Source organism: Streptomyces sp. NPDC059398, assembly GCF_042751845.1.
Lineage (GTDB): Bacteria > Actinomycetota > Actinomycetes > Streptomycetales > Streptomycetaceae > Streptomyces.
The window spans coordinates 33,409-48,951 of the sequence record NZ_JBHYWP010000061.1; the positions used below are offsets into that span (position 1 = coordinate 33,409).

A 15,543-nucleotide genomic window follows, 5' to 3' on the forward strand; every position below is an offset into this window, starting at 1 on the left:
GGCTTCTTGAGGCCTTTGACCCATTGAGGCCGTTCGATGCCCTACGGGTTATTAGCCCTTTTTGATGGTATTTCGGCCGGATTAATGCCCTGACAGGGAGTGCACCGGCGCGTTCGGTCCGTATTCGAGCACGTCGAATGCGTCACCGGGCCTCCTTTGGCCGGTTTCCGGCCCAGTCCACTGGGGCATCCAATCGGTGGCGTGGGGGCAAAGGAGGTCTCGGGGGTGGCGTTGGTGGTGGCACAGGAAGTGCCCGCGTCGTCGAGCATGGCCGTACCCCATGGCCCTGCGGGCGTGGGGGAAGCAAGGCACCGGATGCGCGATCAGCTGCGCAGGACCGGAGTGTCCGACTCGGTCGTCGACGATGCGGTACTGATCCTTTCCGAACTGCTCAGCAATGCCTGCCGGCACGGCAGACCGCTGGGCCGGGCGGAGATCGGTGACGGTGACGTCCGCGCTGCTTGGCGCGTGGACAAGGCAGGCAGACTGACCGTTGAAGTGACGGACGGGGGCGGTCCGACCCGACCGGTTCCGGCCACTCCCTCGGTCACGGCACGGGGCGGCCGGGGGCTCAACATCATCAGTGCGCTGGCCCAGGAGTGGGGTGTACGGGACAACGCGTCGGGCGAAGTGACCGTCTGGGTGCTCCTCACCGAGGCGCGCCGTGAGGACTTCACCGCGGCCGGGCCCGCCCAGGGGCCGGAGACCACCGGCTTCCCGGCACAGGCCCAGGCCCAGGCCCCGACCGCATCCGTCGCTTCGGTCGTGCCGGCCGTTCCGGTCGCGCCGGCCGCTCCCGTCGTCCCGGCTGTCGCGGGCTTCGCAGCGCTGTCGGAGGTCACCGAGATCTCGCAGTTCCCGGAAGTCTCCGGCTTCTCGGACGCGTTCGAGGCATTCGACGCCTTCGAGGGATTCCCGGGCTTCGACGGGGGCGACGGGACCGACTGACCGGGCTCCGGACGGGTGGGCGGCAGCGGCCCGCTCTCCGTGAGCCCCCGCGCGAACGGGCGGACATCCCATAGGCTCGCGCCAGACACAGGTCCAGCGCAGTCGGGAGAGAGCCGCACCATGGCGAAGAAGCGTCCTCAGACGAAGGCCCCTCACGGAACCAAGGGGGCCCGCTCCGCAGGCGCCGCTGAGCACGTACCCGTGGTGGGGGCCCGTGAGCCCTGTCCCTGCGGCTCCGGCCGCCGCTACAAGGCCTGCCACGGCCGGGCCGCCGCGAACGCCGTGACCGAGCTGGTCCAGCGCCCCTTCGACGGGCTGCCCGGCGAGGGCGACTGGGTCGCGCTGCGCGAGCTGGTGCCCGCGGCGACCGTGGAACTCACCCTCAAGGGCGGACTGCCCGACGGCGTGCCGTCCGTGACTCTCGCGACCGTGCTGCCGATGGCCTGGCCCGCGCTGCGCCGTGACGACGGCTCCGTCCTGCTCGGCCTGCAGAACGACACCCCCTCCGGCGACCTCAGCCGCGACCTGGCCGACACCCTGCAGCGGGCGCTGGCCGCCGATCCCGGCACCCCCGTCGCCGGTCAGCAGGCCGCGCCCGACGGGCCCCGGCTCCAGGAGCTGTTGGACCCGGGCGCGCCCTTCGAGCCGGTGGTGCACCCCGGGTTCGATTTCTGGGTGCCCGGCTCGGAGAACGCCACCCCGGAGGTCTCCGCCTCGCTGGAGCGCGCGAACGAGGCGGCCATCCCCACCGCGAGGCTCACGTCGGTGGACTCCGCGTACTGGTGCGAGACCCCCGAGAAGAACCATCTGCGCTGGGTGATGCTCCACCCCGAGGAGCAGCTTCTGGACGCCCTGGCCCGGTTGCACGCCGCGGGCACTTCCTCGCTCGGCGTCGGCACCAGGCTGGTCGGGTCCTTCCGGGCCCACGGGCTGACGGTCCCGGTCTGGGACCTGCCGAGCGCGATGAACGCCGAGGAGTGCGAGAAGCCCGCAGCCGAGTTCGCCGAGCGGCTCACCGCCGCCCTGGCCACCGACGCCCCGCTCACCCCGGACGAGCGCCGGGCCCGTGGCGGCCTCACCAACCGCCAGGTGACCCTCAGCTGAGAGTGACGAACGGGGCGGGACAGCAGGTGACTCCGATCACAACTGGCCGTACAGACAGGTAAGTCGCTGTCCGAATACGTGAGATCGAATTTGCGAACCGCCGATCTCTTGTTACCGTTCTAGTAGCCCGGTCGTTGGTGCATCCCCCGTCGCCAACGGCCGGGCCTTTCCATGCCCGGGTTGTCAATGCCCGGCGGGGAGCGCGTAGTTGCCTCGCGGGCACTGCCGTAGCGCGCCATCCCTGCGCCGTCCGCCCGCGCGCTGTCGGCCGCGCTCCCGCACCGTGTGCGCGTCGCGCGCACCGGCTCACGCGGGGGCGGGGCTCCTTTCACGGAACGCGGGGCCCGGTCCGTCACCGCGGATCCGGCGGTCCCGCGCCCTCACGGTGTGTACGCGGGGATCCGCAGGTACGCAGTTGTCCGCAGCGCACACAGGCCGGTTGACCACAGACTCGGGCCGCTCCGCGCGCCGGGCGTGCGCGTACAGGACCGGGCGTGCGCGTACAGGACCGGGCGTACGGGACCGGGCGTACGGGACGGCCCCCGGCTGTGCGCGCACAGGGCGCCGCCCGGCCCCCGGGGACGAGTTGTCGCCGCCGCGCGACCGCCGGTCCGGCCGCCCGGCTGTCAGTAGGCGAGTCTGCTGCCGCCGCCGGGAGCGCCGGTGCTCGCCTCGACCAGCGCGTCCACCACCGTCTCCACATCCGGCAGCCAGGGCGCCGCAGTTCCGCGGGCGGCGGGGCCGTCCGCGCCCGGCAGCGGCCGTGCGGCCGGGGCAGGTGCGGGGGCCCGCTCCCACCAGACGGGGCCCTTGCCGGTCTCGGACGGCGGCAGCACCAGATACCCGCCCTCCCCGTGGAACCGCAGCGAGCTGGGCACCCACTCCTTGGCGTGCAGCAGTTCACCGAGTCGTTCGAGTGAGTACGGGGCGACCAGCAGCGACCAGCGGGTGGGCGTCGCCACGACCGGTCCGAGCCGCACGCCCATGCGGTCGAGCGCCACCAGGGCGCGCGCGCCCGCGACGGCGGGAAGGCTGAGCGCACACGGCGCACGCCCCCCGGTCGCCATGATCACGGGGGCTTCGGGGCGGCTGGTCCACCACCAGCGCACCATGCGCTCGTCCGTGGTCGCCGTGAGGAGTCCCGGGTCGAAGGGGTGTGCGCCGGGCACGACGCACTCCGGGTCGGGGCAGCCGCAGCCGCGCTCCCGGCCGGCGGGGGCAGCCGTGTGCCCCACGCCGGGAACGACGGGCCACTGCCAGCCGGTTGCGCAGGTCAGCGCCGCATCGAGCTGGGCGTGCCTCCCGCTGCGCCGGAACCGGAGTCCGCGTCGCCTTCCGAGGATCTCGCGCATGGGCGCTCGTTCCTTTCCGTTGAACGCCGAGGTCCGCATCGCGCCATGGATACGTCGCGACACTGTCCGTACACACACTGTTGGCCTGCGGTGACGATGACCGGCAGGACGGAGCCTGGACCGAGTTCACTGCTCAAGCATGGCCAGGAGTGGCGCTGCGTGGCGCGTACTTGTCCCGTGCTGTCTGTGCTTGCTGTCTGTGCTGTGCGCTGTGCCGGTGAATCGCCGTGCCGCTGAAGAGCTGTGCCACTGTGCCGCTTGCGCGGACCCCGCCATTCGGGGATGGGGAGTGACCCACAGCGGTATAGACGTCCGGGCCTGCCGCCAGGTTCCGGGGCGGTCTCAACTGCCCCTGGCCATCACCGATTACGTACCCACCGCAGTCGGTGTGACGCTCTGCCGGACGACCTCAGTCGACATCAAATAGCCGCACAGGGGGGCACTTTCCAGCCAAGTTGGTTATCTACTGGAGAGAGACAGGATCCTCCCGCGGACACCGGGGGCCGAAGGGGACAATGCTGGACATCTCCTCGCTTCTGCGTGTACATGTGGATCCATTGGTAGCTACGCAGAATGGCAGGGGGATTTGCGATGCTATGGAGAGAAACGCACCAGTCAGAAAGCCGGCTGCCATGAGCGCATCTCACCTGCCGAAAGTGGCTGGAATCGACTCCACCGTCCCGGCCTCCGCGCACACTGCCGCACCGCTCCCCGCCCCCGTTCAGGCCCCCGGCGCCCTGATCCAGGACCGGCTGGCCGGCTGGGTCTTCGACCTCACCACCCTGCACGAGCTCACCGAGAGGCTGGCCGCCACCCGCACCCTGGACGAAGCGCTCCAGGAGTTCCTGCGCGCGGGTGCCTCCCTGGCCGGTGCCCGCCGCGGCCTGGTCGTACTGGAGCCCGCGGACACCCCGGCACCCGACGGCCCCGCGTACGGCCCCTGCCCCGCCCGCACCGCGGGGCTCGGGCTCACCCATGCCGAACTCGGCCACATCGAAACGGTTCCCCGCGGCGTCACCGCGTACGGACGCATGCTCGACGGCGTCGCGGGCGCTCCCCCCGGCGCACACTCCGGCGCGCAGCGCGGCTCCCACACCAACACCGCCACCGCCGCCCCGGCCGATGCCGACGCCACCGCCGATGGCGTCGCCACCCCCGACATCCTCGGCGACAAGCATCTCGACCCGCGCCACCGCGAGGTCGCCGTCCGCGTCGGCTACGCGGCCAGCTATGCCGTCCCGCTCTCGACCGCGACGGCCGGACCGCTCGGCGCGGCCGTCTGGCTCTACGACGAACCGGCCGAACCCGCGGACCGCCACCGGCGTCTCATCGGCCTCTACGCGCGGTACGCGAGCGAACACCTGGCCCGGCTGGTCGAACTGACCCGTGCCCGCGCCCGCGTGACCGCCCTCACCGATGAACTGCTGCCCCGCCGGCTGCCCCGGGTGCCCGGAGTCCGGCTCGCCGCCTGCCACCGCACCGGGCCACTCGGCGGCGGCGACTGGTACGACGCGCTGCCGCTGGCCGACGGCGCACTCGGTCTCGCCGTCGGATCGGTCACAGGCTCGGGCCCCAGTGCCATCGCGGCGATGGGACGGCTGCGGGCCGGGCTGCGGGCGTACGCCGTCATGGAGGGCGAGGACCCGGTCGCGGTCCTGTCCGACCTCGAACTGCTGCTGCGGCTCACCGAGCCCGCCCGCTCGGCGACCGCGCTCTTCGCCTACTGCGAACCGGCGCGGCGCACGGTCGTGTTCTCCGGCGCGGGCCACACACCGCCGCTGATCACGGGCGAGCGGCGCACCGAGTTCGTCGAGACCTCGCTGTCGGCGCCGCTGGGGATGCTCGCCTGCTGGGAAGCGCCGGGCGCGGAGTTCTCACCCGCACCAGGAGAGACGGTTCTGCTCTGCACCGACGGGCTGCTGCGCCGCACCGGTGACCCCGCGGACCGGGCGTACGCCCGGCTCCACTCGGCGGCGGCGAACCTGCCGCGGGCGCTGCGGGACGATCCCGCGGCGCTCGCGGACCACATCCTCCGGACGATGCTCCCCGACGGTCCCGACCAGCGGGAAGACGCCGAGGACGTGGTCATTCTGGCGGCCCGTTTCGACTGAGGTCCGCACGGGTTCCGCCGGACTCGGCAGGTGCGGGGAGCCGCCCGGTAAGAGGCCTTTCGGCCCTGGGCCCCCTTCCGTACACCCGTACGATGGAGGGGGCCCAGTGTCGTACTCAAGGAGACAGAAACGTGTCTGAGGAGCTCACCCCGGAGAACCCGGAAACCCCGGAATCCCTGGAGAACCCGGCGGCGGAAGCCGTCAAGCCCCGGAAGAACGGCCTCTACCCGGCCGTGTCCGAAGAGCTCGCCGCGAACATGAAGTCCGGCTGGGCCGACACCGAGCTGCACGGTCTGGAGCCGATCGCCCAGGCAGCACACACCGCCGCCCGCCGCGCCGCGCTCTCCGCGCGCTTCCCGGGTGAGCGTCTGGTGATCCCCGCCGGCCGTCTCAAGACCCGCTCCAACGACACCGAGTACGCCTTCCGGGCCGCGAGCGAGTACGCGTACCTCACCGGCGACCAGACCCAGGACGGCGTCCTGGTCCTCGAACCGGCCGCTGACGGCGGGCACACCGCCACGGTCTATCTGCTGCCCCGCTCCGACCGGGAGAACGGCGAGTTCTGGCTGAGCGGCCAGGGCGAACTGTGGGTCGGCCGCAGGCACTCGCTCGCCGAGGCCGAGCAGCTGCTGGGGATCCCGGCGAAGGACGTCCGCGAGCTGCCCGCCGCGCTCACCGCGGCCACCGGGCCGGTCCGCAACGTCCGGGGTTACGACGCCGGCATCGAGTCCGCCCTCACCGACAAGGTCACCGCCGAGCGCGACGAGGAGCTGCGCGTCCACCTCTCCGAGGCGCGCGCGGTGAAGGACGACTTCGAGATCGGCGAGCTGCAGAAGGCCGTCGACGCGACGGTGCACGGCTTCGAGGACGTCGTGAAGATCCTCGACAAGGCCGAGGCCACCTCCGAGCGCTACATCGAGGGAACGTTCTTCCTGCGCGCCCGCGTCGAGGGCAACGACATCGGCTACGGCTCGATCTGCGCCGCCGGACCGCACGCGACGACCCTGCACTGGGTGCGCAACGACGGTGACGTCCGCTCCGGCGAACTGCTGCTGCTCGACGCCGGCGTGGAGACGCACTCCCTCTACACGGCCGACGTGACGCGCACGCTCCCCATCGACGGACGCTTCAACGCGCTCCAGCGCAAGATCTACGACGCGGTGTACGAGGCGCAGGAGGCGGGTATCGCGGCCGTCAAGCCCGGCGCCGCCTACCGTGACTTCCACGACGCGTCCCAGCGTGTGCTCGCCGAGAGGCTCGTCGAGTGGGGCCTGGTCGAAGGCCCTGTGGAGCGGGTGCTCGAACTGGGCCTGCAGCGCCGCTGGACCCTGCACGGCACCGGTCACATGCTCGGACTCGACGTCCACGACTGCGCGGCCGCGCGCACCGAGGCGTACGTCGACGGCACGCTGGAGCCCGGTATGTGCCTCACGGTCGAGCCCGGTCTGTACTTCCAGGCGGACGACCTGACCGTGCCCGAGGAGTACCGGGGCATCGGGGTCCGGATCGAGGACGACATCCTCGTCACCGCGGACGGCAACCGGAACCTGTCGTCGGCGCTGCCGCGCCGGGCCGACGAGGTCGAGACCTGGATGGCCTCGGTCAAGCAGGGCTGATCCGCCCGCGGGCCTGGTGAACCGGGCAGCGGGACCAGTGGGGGTGAGTCCGGCCGTGTCATGGCCGGCCCCCCACTGACCCGGCGCGCCCCGGTCAAGTTCGTACGTTCACACGGGCCGGGAGGTCACGAGGGCCTCGCCGGCGCGGCCAGGTGACCGAACCGGCCCGTACGGTCGCGCCGCGGGCCGGTCACGAGGCCCTGAGGAGTGCGTCCTCGCGCCATTTCAGGACCTTGTCGAAGCGGACCATCGCGCCTCGGCCCGGCCTGTTCCGGAAGTCGGCGTGGTCGGAGAGTTCCGCGATCAGCTCCAGGCCCCGGCCGCTCTCGGCGCAGGCCGCGGCCGGTGCCGGTGCCGCCGGATGTGCCAGTACGTTCTGAGGTGCGGCGCGGCGCTTCTGCCGGGCGGGAAAACCCGGACCGGAGTCGGTGACCTCGATACGGCAGCGCTCACCGTCGAGGAACGCCGTCACCCGGTACCCCGGTGACGTGGCGCCCGGCCCTCCGGTCCCCCCGTGCTCCACCGCGTTCGCGCAGGCTTCGCTGAGTGCGAGGGACAGCTCGAAGGAGATCTCGGGATCGACGCCGGCGGTCTCCATGGCACCGAGCAGAAGACGGCGGGCGAGCGGGACGCTCGCGGCTTCACGCCGCAGATGCAGAGACCACCAGATGCTCATGCTCCAGCCTCCTGGCTGCGGCTCGACATTACGGTTACGTATTGCCGCGGTCCGGGGGCGTAAGCACACAGTTGACGTGATAACGCTCATTCGGCGGACGCGCGTGCACCGTGCGTCGGTGTAAGGCGGGTGTGTCCCGGGTGCGCCGTGGGGTTCATGGGCGCGGAAGCCGGGCCCCGCGGGGCGCGAGTGGGACCCGGCGGGACGGATGGTGACCTTCCGGACCTGCCGTATGCGGGTCCCGGGCCCAGTGCGATGATGGCCCGGCCATGCTTACCTCTGCCGTACGCGCCGGAGCCGGTCCACGGCTTCTGAGGACCGCGGTCTTCACCGCGGTCTGCGTCGTGCTGGCCGGGACGGGGCATGCGCTGGCCTCCGGCGCGGCCGTCCCCTGGTGGCCGCTGGCCCTCGGGTTCGCCGGGCTGTTCGTCGTGGCCGCGCCCTTCGCCGGGCGGGAGCGCTCGCTGCCCGGCATCGCCGCGGCGATGACCGCGGGCCAGCTGGCGCTGCACACGGTGTTCGGGCTCGGCCAGCACGGCGCCATGGCGATGGGCGCCATGAGCATGGGCGGGGCGTCCGGAACGGGCGGTACGGCCGGGTCAGGTGGCTCCGGAAGCGACAGTTCCGCCCTGGTCCTGCTCGCCGGGAAGCTGGTCTGCGGCGCGGGCGCCGCCCCGATGAGCGCCGCCAGGGCCCACAGCATCGTCGCCGCCGCCGGCCTCGACCCTGCGGCGGGTGCCGCCGCCCCCACCGCACCGCACCACATGGCGGAAGCCACGGCCTCGACGGGCCTCTTCATGCTGCCGAGCCTCCCCATGGTGCTCGGCCATCTGCTGGCAGCCCTGGCAACCGGCTGGGTCATGCGGCGCGGCGAGATCGCGCTGTTCCGTCTGACCCGGCAGTCGCACGGTGTTGCCGAGGGGGCGCTCGTACGTAATCTGCGCGGCGCGCTCGCGCTGGTACGCGCCCTGCGTTCCGGGCTTCCGGGAGCACCCGCCCAGGGGCCGCGCGCCGGGTACGCGCCTCTCCCCGCGCCCCTGTGGAGAGCGGGCGAAGCACTCCAGCACACGGTGATCAGGCGCGGGCCGCCCGCGGTCTACGCGTTCGCAGCCTGACGCGGCACCTCCCCACGCGAGAAGCGACGGGAGCGGGTGCCGTGCTGTCCGCGCGCACCGGCGCGCGGGTCGCCACCTTCCTTTTCGCACCGTGGAGTGTGTTCCGTATGAGCATCAACCCGCTGAACGCCGGCCCGTCGAGCACCGACTCGCCGAGCACCGACTCGCCGAACGCCGGCTCCCTCAGGAACGGGCGCCCCCGGCTCACCCGCCGTATCGCCGTGGTCGGCGGTGTCGCCGCCACCTCCGTCCTGCTGCTCGCGGGTACCGCGTTCGCGCACGTCACCGTCCAGCCGCAGGGCGACGCGGCCAAGGGCGGCTACGCGACGATCGCGTTCAAGGTCCCCAACGAGCGCGACAACGCGTCGACCACCAAGATCGAGGTCAACTTCCCGGCCGACCACCCGCTCGCCTCGGTGATGCCGGAGCCCGTGCCGGGCTGGAAGGTCGACGTCACCACATCGAAGCTGCCCAAGCCGCTGACCATCGAGGGCAAGCAGATCGACAAGGCCGTCACCAAGGTCACCTGGACCGGCGGGAAGATCGAGCCCGGACAGTTCCAGCAGTTCCCGGTGTCCGTGGGCCAGCTGCCCACCAACACCGACCAGCTGACCTTCAAGGCTCTGCAGACGTACTCGAACAAGGAGGTCGTGCGCTGGATCGAGGAGCAGAAGCCCGGCGCCGACGAGCCGCAGAACCCGGCGCCCGTACTCAAGCTGACCCCGGCCGCCGACACGGCCGGCGCCACACCGGGCAGCGCGTCCGGCAAGACATCATCGGGCGACAGCGGCGCGCCCGCCAAGACTGCCACCGCCTCGTCCTCGGACAGCAGTGACAACACCGCCAGGATCCTCGGGGTCATCGGCATCGTCATCGGCATCGCGGGCGTCGCCTTCGGTGTCCTCGCCGGCCGCCGCCGTACCGCCTGACGGGCCCACACCACCCACAGCACTTGGGACGTTCTTCCATGCACAGCACGACACGCAGCACGTACATGAAGTCGCTCACGGCCGCCGCCCTCGCGGTGGCGGCCGCCTTCTCCCTCGCGGCCTGCGGCAGCGACAGCGGCAGCAGCTCCGGCAAGAGCGCGGTGGCCGATGTGTCCGGCCAGAACAAGACGCAGGCGGCGACGGTGCTCGACACCCCGTTCACCAAGCCGGACTTCGTCCTCACGGACACCCACGGCAAGAAGTTCGACTTCCGCAAGGAGACCAGGGGCAAGCCGACGCTGATCTACTTCGGCTACACGCACTGCCCCGACATCTGCCCGCTGACCATGGGCAATCTCGCCGTGGCGAAGAAGGCGCTGCCCAAGGACGAGCAGAAGAAGCTCCAGGTCGTCTTCGTCACCACCGACCCGGGCCGGGACACCCCGTCCGAGCTGGGCAAGTGGCTGAAGGCGCAGGACCCGTCGTTCATCGGGCTCACCGGCGACTTCAAGAAGATCCAGGCGGGGGCCCGCCAGATCGGCATCGGCATCTCCCCGACCAAGAAGGAGAAGGACGGCACGATCGTCTCGATGCACGGGGCTCAGGTCGTCGCCTTCTCACCGAAGACGGACAAGGGCTACCTCCTGTACGGCGAGGACACCACGGTCAAGGACTACACGAAGGACCTCCCGAAGATCGTCAGGGGTGAGAAGCCGTGAACCGGGGCAGGCGGGCGGCCTCCGTCTGCGCCATAGCCGCCGCGGCGGCCGTGGCGCTGGCCGGCTGTTCCTCGTCCGGATCGGGATCGGGGTCCGGTTCGGGCTCCGGATCGGGATCGGGTTCGGGTTCGGGTTCGGGTTCGGCCGACAGCCGCTCCGGTGGCAGGCCCGAGCTGAAGGTCACCGAGTCCTTCATGCCCGAGCCGGTCGGGGGCAGCGGGATGGCCGCCGGCTTCGTAACCGTCACCAACAGCGGCGGCACGGCCGACCGGCTCACCTCCGTCACCAGTGATCTCTCCGACGACGTCACCATGCACACGACCAAGAACCAGCAGATGCTCGCGGTGAAGTCCCTCCCGGTCCCCGCCCACGGCGAACTGGACCTGGAGCGCGGCGGAAACCACCTCATGTTCATGCACCTCAAGAAGCAGCCCAAGCGCGGCCAGAAGGTCGCCGTGGAACTGCACTTCGAGAAGGGCGGCGTGCTCAAGGCCGAACTTCCCGTCAAGCAGCCCACTTACAACCCGCAGCACAGTTGAGGAGCTGACACCATGACGGCGACCACCGCCCCACCGCGCTCCGGGCCTCCGCTCGCATGGCTGCTGCTCGTCGCGGCGGCGGTCCTCGGCGCACTGTTCGCCGCGGCCGCCCCCGCCTCCGCGCACGCGGCCCTGCTCGGAAGCGATCCGAAGGCCGGAGCGGTGGTCGCCAAGGCTCCCTCTGATGTCGCGCTCACCTTCTCCGAACAGGTCGCCATGGACAACAAGTCCATCCGCGTCCTCGACCCGAAGGGCAAGCGCTCCGACACCGCGAAACTCCGCAACCTCTCCAAGGGCAGCAAGGTCACCTACGGTGTCGACCTGCGCCCCGGCCTCGCCAACGGCACCTACACCGTGGCCTGGCAGGCCATCTCCGCCGACAGCCACCCCGTATCGGGCGCCTTCACCTTCTCCATCGGCGCGCCGTCGAAGACCACCGTCTCCGCGACCGGCGAGAACGTGGGCGGCGGGCTCGTCGGCGTCCTCTACGGCGCCGCGCGCTACGCCGCGTACGCCGGATTCATCATCCTGGTCGGCGGCGCCGCCTTCGTCATCGCCTGCTGGCAGCGCGGGGCGAACGAACGGGCGCTGCAGCGCCTCGTCGTACGCGGCTGGCTGACCCTGACCGCGGCCACCCTCGTTCTTCTGCTGCTCAGAGCGCCCTACACGGGATCGGGGCACCTGGCGGACGTCTTCGACCTGAGCGCGCTCAAGGGTGTGCTCCAGACCAAACCCGGCGCCGCGCTCGTCTCCAGACTGCTGCTGCTCGGCGCATCCGCGCTCTTCGTCGCCGTGCTCTTCGGGGCGTACGCCCGGCGCGCGGCGGCCACGGAGCCGGAGGCGGCGAAGGAGCGGAAGGACCTCACCTTCGGCCTGGCCGTCGGCGGGACCGTCGTCGCCGCCGGGATCGCCGCGACCTGGGCGCTCACCGAGCACGCGTCGGTCGGCCTCCAGCCCGGGATCGCGATGCCGGTCGACATCGTGCATCTGCTCGCGGTCGCCGTCTGGCTCGGCGGACTGGCCGCGCTGCTCGTCGCCCTGTTCCGTACGCCGTCCATCGAACGCGCCGCTGTGCGCCGGTTCTCCCGTATCGCCTTCGCAGCCGTCTGCACCCTGGCGGCGACCGGCCTCTACCAGTCCTGGCGGCAGGTCGGCTCCTGGTCCGCGCTCTTCGGTACGGGATACGGGCAGCTGCTCATGGTCAAGGTGGGGCTCGTCGCGGTGGTCGTCTGCATCGCGTACTTCTCCCGGCGCTGGACGGCGCGGCTCTCCGAGACGGCTGTCGCCGCGCAGCCGGCCGTCACCGCGCAAGCGGCTGTCGCCACGCAGCCGCCGGCTGTTGCTTCCGGGAGCGCGGCCGTCCCGGAGGCCGTCGCTTCTTCCGGGACCGCTGTTGTCCCTGAGACCGCTGTGACGGGAGAGGCAGAGGGCGGTGAGAGCGCCACCGCCCCCGGTGGCCCGCCGGCCGATCCCCCCGCCGATCCGCGACGCGCCGCCCAGCTCGCCCGGCAGCGGGCCGCCAGGGACGTGGTGCGCGAGCGGCGGGTACGGGACGCCGACCCGCACCGCACCGGGCTCCGGAAATCGGTGCTCGCCGAGACCGTGGTCGCCGTGGCGCTGCTGGCCGTGACGACGGTCCTGACCACCACCGAGCCGGGCAGGACCGAGGAGGAGGCCGGACGGAGCACCTCGTCGTCCACCGCCGCGGTGCCTTCGGGACCGGTCAATGCCACGCTCCCGTTCGACACCGGCGGCCCCAGGGGCAAGGGGACAGCGGCGCTCGAACTCACCCCGGGCCGCAGCGGAAAGAACCAGCTGCACCTCTTCGTGAACGACCCGGCGGGCAAGCCGTACGACGTCCCCGAGGTGCGGGTCGCCCTCACCCTCAAGGCGAAGAGGATCGGGCCGCTGCCCGTCGCGCCCGACCACCTGTTCACCGGACATTGGAGCGCGGACAACGTCCAGATCCCGATGGCGGGCGCCTGGGACGTCGCGGTGACCGTACGGACGTCCGACATCGACGAGACCACCGTGAACAAGACGGTGGAGATCGGCTGACCAGCAATGAACGACATCTCCAGGAGGCGGCTGCTCGGGACCGCGGGCGCGGTGGGGGCGGGCGGCCTCGTCGTGGGCGCCGCCGGCGGAGCCGCAGCGCACGCGGCGACCGAGTCCGACCCGGCGGCCGCGCTGACGACCGTCGGGTCGACCGAGGTGGCCTTCCACCCGGCGCCGAACACCGCCGGAGGCGGCGATTCCGGCGGATCCGCGCACGCGGCGCACCAGGCGGGCATCACCACGCCCGCCCAGTCCACCGGGTATCTGATCGCCTTCGACCTGGCAGCCGGCGCCGGCCGCAGCCAGGCCGCGGCGCTGCTGCGCCGCTGGTCGGCGAGTACCCAACGGATGATGGCGGGCGAGCCGCTCGGCGACGACACCGGGATCGCACTCGACGCGGGACCCTCGTCCCTCACGGTCACCTTCGGTTTCGGACGCTCCTTCTTCACCCGTACCGGACTGACCGCGCAGCGCCCAAGCCAGCTCGACCCGCTGCCGGACTTCTCGTCCGACCACCTCGACGCCAAACGCAGCAACGGCGATCTGTGGGTGCAGATCGGCGCGAACGACCCGCTCGTCGCCTTCCACGCCCTGCGCGCACTCCAGAACGAGGCGGGTTCGGCGGCCCGGGTCCGCTGGCAGATGAACGGTTTCAACCGCTCGCCCGGTGCGACCGCGAAGCCGATGACCACCCGCAATCTGATGGGCCAGATCGACGGGACGGGGAACCCCAAGCCCTCGGAGAGCGACTTCGAGCGGCGGATCTTCGTGCCGGCGGGCGGCGGCAAAGGCGCGGAGGCGCAGCCGGAGTGGATGGCGGGCGGCTCGTACGCCGTCGTACGCCGGATCAGGATGCTCCTCGACGACTGGGAGAAGCTCCCGCTGGGGAAGCAGGAGCAGGTCATCGGGCGGCGGAAGAAGGACGGCGCCCCGCTGACCGGGGGCACCGAGACGACCGCCATGAACCTGACCAAGGTCGGCCCCGACGGCAAGTTCGTCATCCCCGACAACGCGCATGCGCGGATCTCGGCCCCCGAACAGAACGGCGGTGCCGCTCTGCTGCGCCGCACCTTCTCGTACCACGACGGAATCGGCGGGGACGGCACACCGGACGCGGGGCTGCTCTTCGTCTGCTGGCAGGCCGATCCGAACCGGGGCTTCGTGCCGGTGCAGCGGAAACTGGACCGCGGAGACGCGCTGTCGGACTTCATCCGGCACGAGGCCAGCGGACTCTTCGCGGTGCCCGGGGCACCCGGCCGCGGCGAGTACGTGGGCCAGCGCCTGCTCGAAGGCCACTGAGGCTCCGGTCCGGGGCCCCGGGACCTCGGGACCCGGGGCGTACGGGCCATTAGGGTGACCGTATGTCAGCCACTCGCTTCACCTATCTGGGCCCCGAAGGCACCTTCACCGAGGCGGCTCTGCGTACGCTCCCCGAGGCCGCCACCCGCGAACTCGTTCCGATGGTGTCCGTGCCGGCCGCGCTCGACGCGGTACGGACGGGGGAGGCCGCCGCGGCGCTCGTACCGATCGAGAACTCCGTCGAGGGCGGTGTCACGGCGACCCTCGACGAGCTGTCGGGCGGCGAGCCGCTGATGATCTACCGCGAGGTGCTGCTGCCGATCGCCTTCGCGCTGCTGGTGCGTCCGGGCACGAAGCTGACCGATGTGAAGACGGTGACCGGGCACCCCGTCGCCCAGCCCCAGGTACGGAACTGGCTGCGGGCGAACCTCCCCGAAGCGGTGTGGGAGTCGTCCGCGTCCAACGCCGACGGCGCACGGCTCGTCCAGGAGGGCCGGTACGACGCGGCCTTCGCCGGAGAGTTCGCCGCCGCCACGTACGGGCTCGAACCGCTGATCACCGAGATCCACGACGCGCAGAACGCGGAGACCCGCTTCGTCCTGGTGGGCCGCCCCGCCAGGCCCGCGGCGCCGACCGGCGCGGACAAGACATCGGTGGTCGTCTGGCAGCGCGAGGACCACCCCGGCGCGCTCCTCGAAATCCTGCAGGAGTTCGCGGTGCGGGGGGTCAACCTGATGCTGCTCCAGTCGCGGCCGACCGGTGAGGGCATCGGCAACTACTGCTTCGCCATCGACGCGGAGGGCCATATCTCGGACCGCAGGGTGGGCGAGGCGCTGATGGGGCTCAAGCGGAGCTGCCCCGAGGTGCGGTTCCTCGGTTCCTATCCGCGGGCCGGGGTGACGGCGCAGGACGTACGGGCGCTGCGGTCCGGTACCTCGGACCCGGGGTTCGTGGCGGCTTCGGACTGGCTGGCGCGCAGCCAGGACGGCCGGGTCTGAAGGACTGCCAGAGCACGGGGGGTGGGGGGGGGGGGGTCTCCCCCCCCCCCCCGCCGCGGGGGTGTGGGGTCGAGTTCTC

Annotated in this window: 12 protein-coding genes and 1 pseudogene; 11 read left to right on the forward strand and 2 right to left on the reverse strand. The window is 71.8% G+C overall.

Annotation, left to right across the window (positions count from 1 at the left end):
- Window positions 1-137: 137 nt before the first annotated feature.
- Together ACFXBC_RS21435 and ACFXBC_RS21440 are read left to right on the forward strand one after the other, a co-directional pair.
- Window positions 138-681: pseudogene (locus ACFXBC_RS21435) on the forward strand (ATP-binding protein); the annotation flags it as partial.
- A 387-nt stretch (window positions 682-1,068) separates the two neighbouring features.
- Window positions 1,069-2,052, forward strand: coding sequence for a DUF5926 family protein (locus ACFXBC_RS21440; protein ID WP_385026566.1), 984 nt, complete (start codon window positions 1,069-1,071; stop codon window positions 2,050-2,052).
- A 626-nt stretch (window positions 2,053-2,678) separates the two neighbouring features.
- Here the strand turns inward: ACFXBC_RS21440 and ACFXBC_RS21445 are convergent.
- A complete protein-coding gene (locus ACFXBC_RS21445; protein WP_385026569.1) occupies window positions 2,679-3,404 on the reverse strand; it encodes a bifunctional DNA primase/polymerase in 726 nt (241 codons plus the stop codon).
- 515 nt (window positions 3,405-3,919) lie between these two features.
- Here ACFXBC_RS21445 and ACFXBC_RS21450 point away from each other — a divergent pair.
- Complete coding sequence (locus tag ACFXBC_RS21450) at window positions 3,920-5,515, forward strand: PP2C family protein-serine/threonine phosphatase (protein ID WP_385026572.1); 1,596 nt, start codon at window positions 3,920-3,922, stop codon at window positions 5,513-5,515.
- Between the two features lie 131 nt (window positions 5,516-5,646).
- Window positions 5,647-7,131, forward strand: coding sequence for an aminopeptidase P family protein (locus tag ACFXBC_RS21455; protein WP_385026575.1), 1,485 nt, complete (start codon window positions 5,647-5,649; stop codon window positions 7,129-7,131).
- A gap of 190 nt (window positions 7,132-7,321) precedes the next feature.
- Here the strand turns inward: ACFXBC_RS21455 and ACFXBC_RS21460 are convergent, their stop codons facing one another.
- On the reverse strand, window positions 7,322-7,807 hold the full coding sequence (locus tag ACFXBC_RS21460) for an ATP-binding protein (protein ID WP_385026578.1): 486 nt from the start codon (window positions 7,805-7,807) through the stop codon (window positions 7,322-7,324).
- A 269-nt stretch (window positions 7,808-8,076) separates the two neighbouring features.
- Here ACFXBC_RS21460 and ACFXBC_RS21465 point away from each other — a divergent pair, with 269 nt between their 5' ends.
- From ACFXBC_RS21465 to pheA, 7 genes are all read left to right on the forward strand, one after another.
- A complete protein-coding gene (locus ACFXBC_RS21465) occupies window positions 8,077-8,922 on the forward strand; it encodes a hypothetical protein (RefSeq protein ID WP_385026581.1) in 846 nt (281 codons plus the stop codon).
- A 107-nt stretch (window positions 8,923-9,029) separates the two neighbouring features.
- Window positions 9,030-9,851 (forward strand): YcnI family protein, encoded by an 822-nt coding sequence (locus ACFXBC_RS21470; RefSeq protein WP_385026584.1) that lies wholly within the window; start codon window positions 9,030-9,032, stop codon window positions 9,849-9,851.
- A gap of 38 nt (window positions 9,852-9,889) precedes the next feature.
- Window positions 9,890-10,570, forward strand: a complete 681-nt coding sequence (locus ACFXBC_RS21475) for an SCO family protein (protein ID WP_385026587.1) — start codon at window positions 9,890-9,892, stop codon at window positions 10,568-10,570.
- Window positions 10,567-11,109 carry a copper chaperone PCu(A)C gene (locus ACFXBC_RS21480; RefSeq protein ID WP_385026590.1) on the forward strand — a complete coding sequence of 181 codons (543 nt, stop codon included), beginning with the start codon at window positions 10,567-10,569 and terminating at the stop codon, window positions 11,107-11,109. The genes ACFXBC_RS21475 and ACFXBC_RS21480 overlap by 4 nt, the downstream gene beginning before the upstream one ends.
- Window positions 11,110-11,121: 12 nt before the next feature.
- A complete protein-coding gene (locus ACFXBC_RS21485) occupies window positions 11,122-13,167 on the forward strand; it encodes a copper resistance protein CopC (protein WP_385026593.1) in 2,046 nt (681 codons plus the stop codon).
- A 6-nt stretch (window positions 13,168-13,173) separates the two neighbouring features.
- Window positions 13,174-14,466, forward strand: a complete 1,293-nt coding sequence (gene efeB / locus ACFXBC_RS21490) for an iron uptake transporter deferrochelatase/peroxidase subunit (RefSeq protein ID WP_385026596.1) — start codon at window positions 13,174-13,176, stop codon at window positions 14,464-14,466.
- A gap of 62 nt (window positions 14,467-14,528) precedes the next feature.
- A complete protein-coding gene (pheA, locus tag ACFXBC_RS21495) occupies window positions 14,529-15,464 on the forward strand; it encodes a prephenate dehydratase (protein WP_385026599.1) in 936 nt (311 codons plus the stop codon).
- Window positions 15,465-15,543 lie beyond the last annotated feature (79 nt).

Bases quoted from the DNA above. Each gene is read 5' to 3' on its own strand.
- ACFXBC_RS21440 (WP_385026566.1), top strand. From the start codon at position 1,069: ATGGCGAAGAAGCGTCCTCAGACGAAGGCCCCTCACGGAACCAAGGGG.
- ACFXBC_RS21445 (WP_385026569.1), bottom strand. From the start codon at position 3,404: ATGCGCGAGATCCTCGGAAGGCGACGCGGACTCCGGTTCCGGCGCAGC.
- ACFXBC_RS21450 (WP_385026572.1), top strand. From the start codon at position 3,920: ATGCTGGACATCTCCTCGCTTCTGCGTGTACATGTGGATCCATTGGTA.
- ACFXBC_RS21460 (WP_385026578.1), bottom strand. From the start codon at position 7,807: ATGAGCATCTGGTGGTCTCTGCATCTGCGGCGTGAAGCCGCGAGCGTC.
- ACFXBC_RS21465 (WP_385026581.1), top strand. From the start codon at position 8,077: ATGCTTACCTCTGCCGTACGCGCCGGAGCCGGTCCACGGCTTCTGAGG.
- ACFXBC_RS21470 (WP_385026584.1), top strand. From the start codon at position 9,030: ATGAGCATCAACCCGCTGAACGCCGGCCCGTCGAGCACCGACTCGCCG.
- ACFXBC_RS21475 (WP_385026587.1), top strand. From the start codon at position 9,890: ATGCACAGCACGACACGCAGCACGTACATGAAGTCGCTCACGGCCGCC.
- ACFXBC_RS21485 (WP_385026593.1), top strand. From the start codon at position 11,122: ATGACGGCGACCACCGCCCCACCGCGCTCCGGGCCTCCGCTCGCATGG.
- efeB (WP_385026596.1), top strand. From the start codon at position 13,174: ATGAACGACATCTCCAGGAGGCGGCTGCTCGGGACCGCGGGCGCGGTG.
- pheA (WP_385026599.1), top strand. From the start codon at position 14,529: ATGTCAGCCACTCGCTTCACCTATCTGGGCCCCGAAGGCACCTTCACC.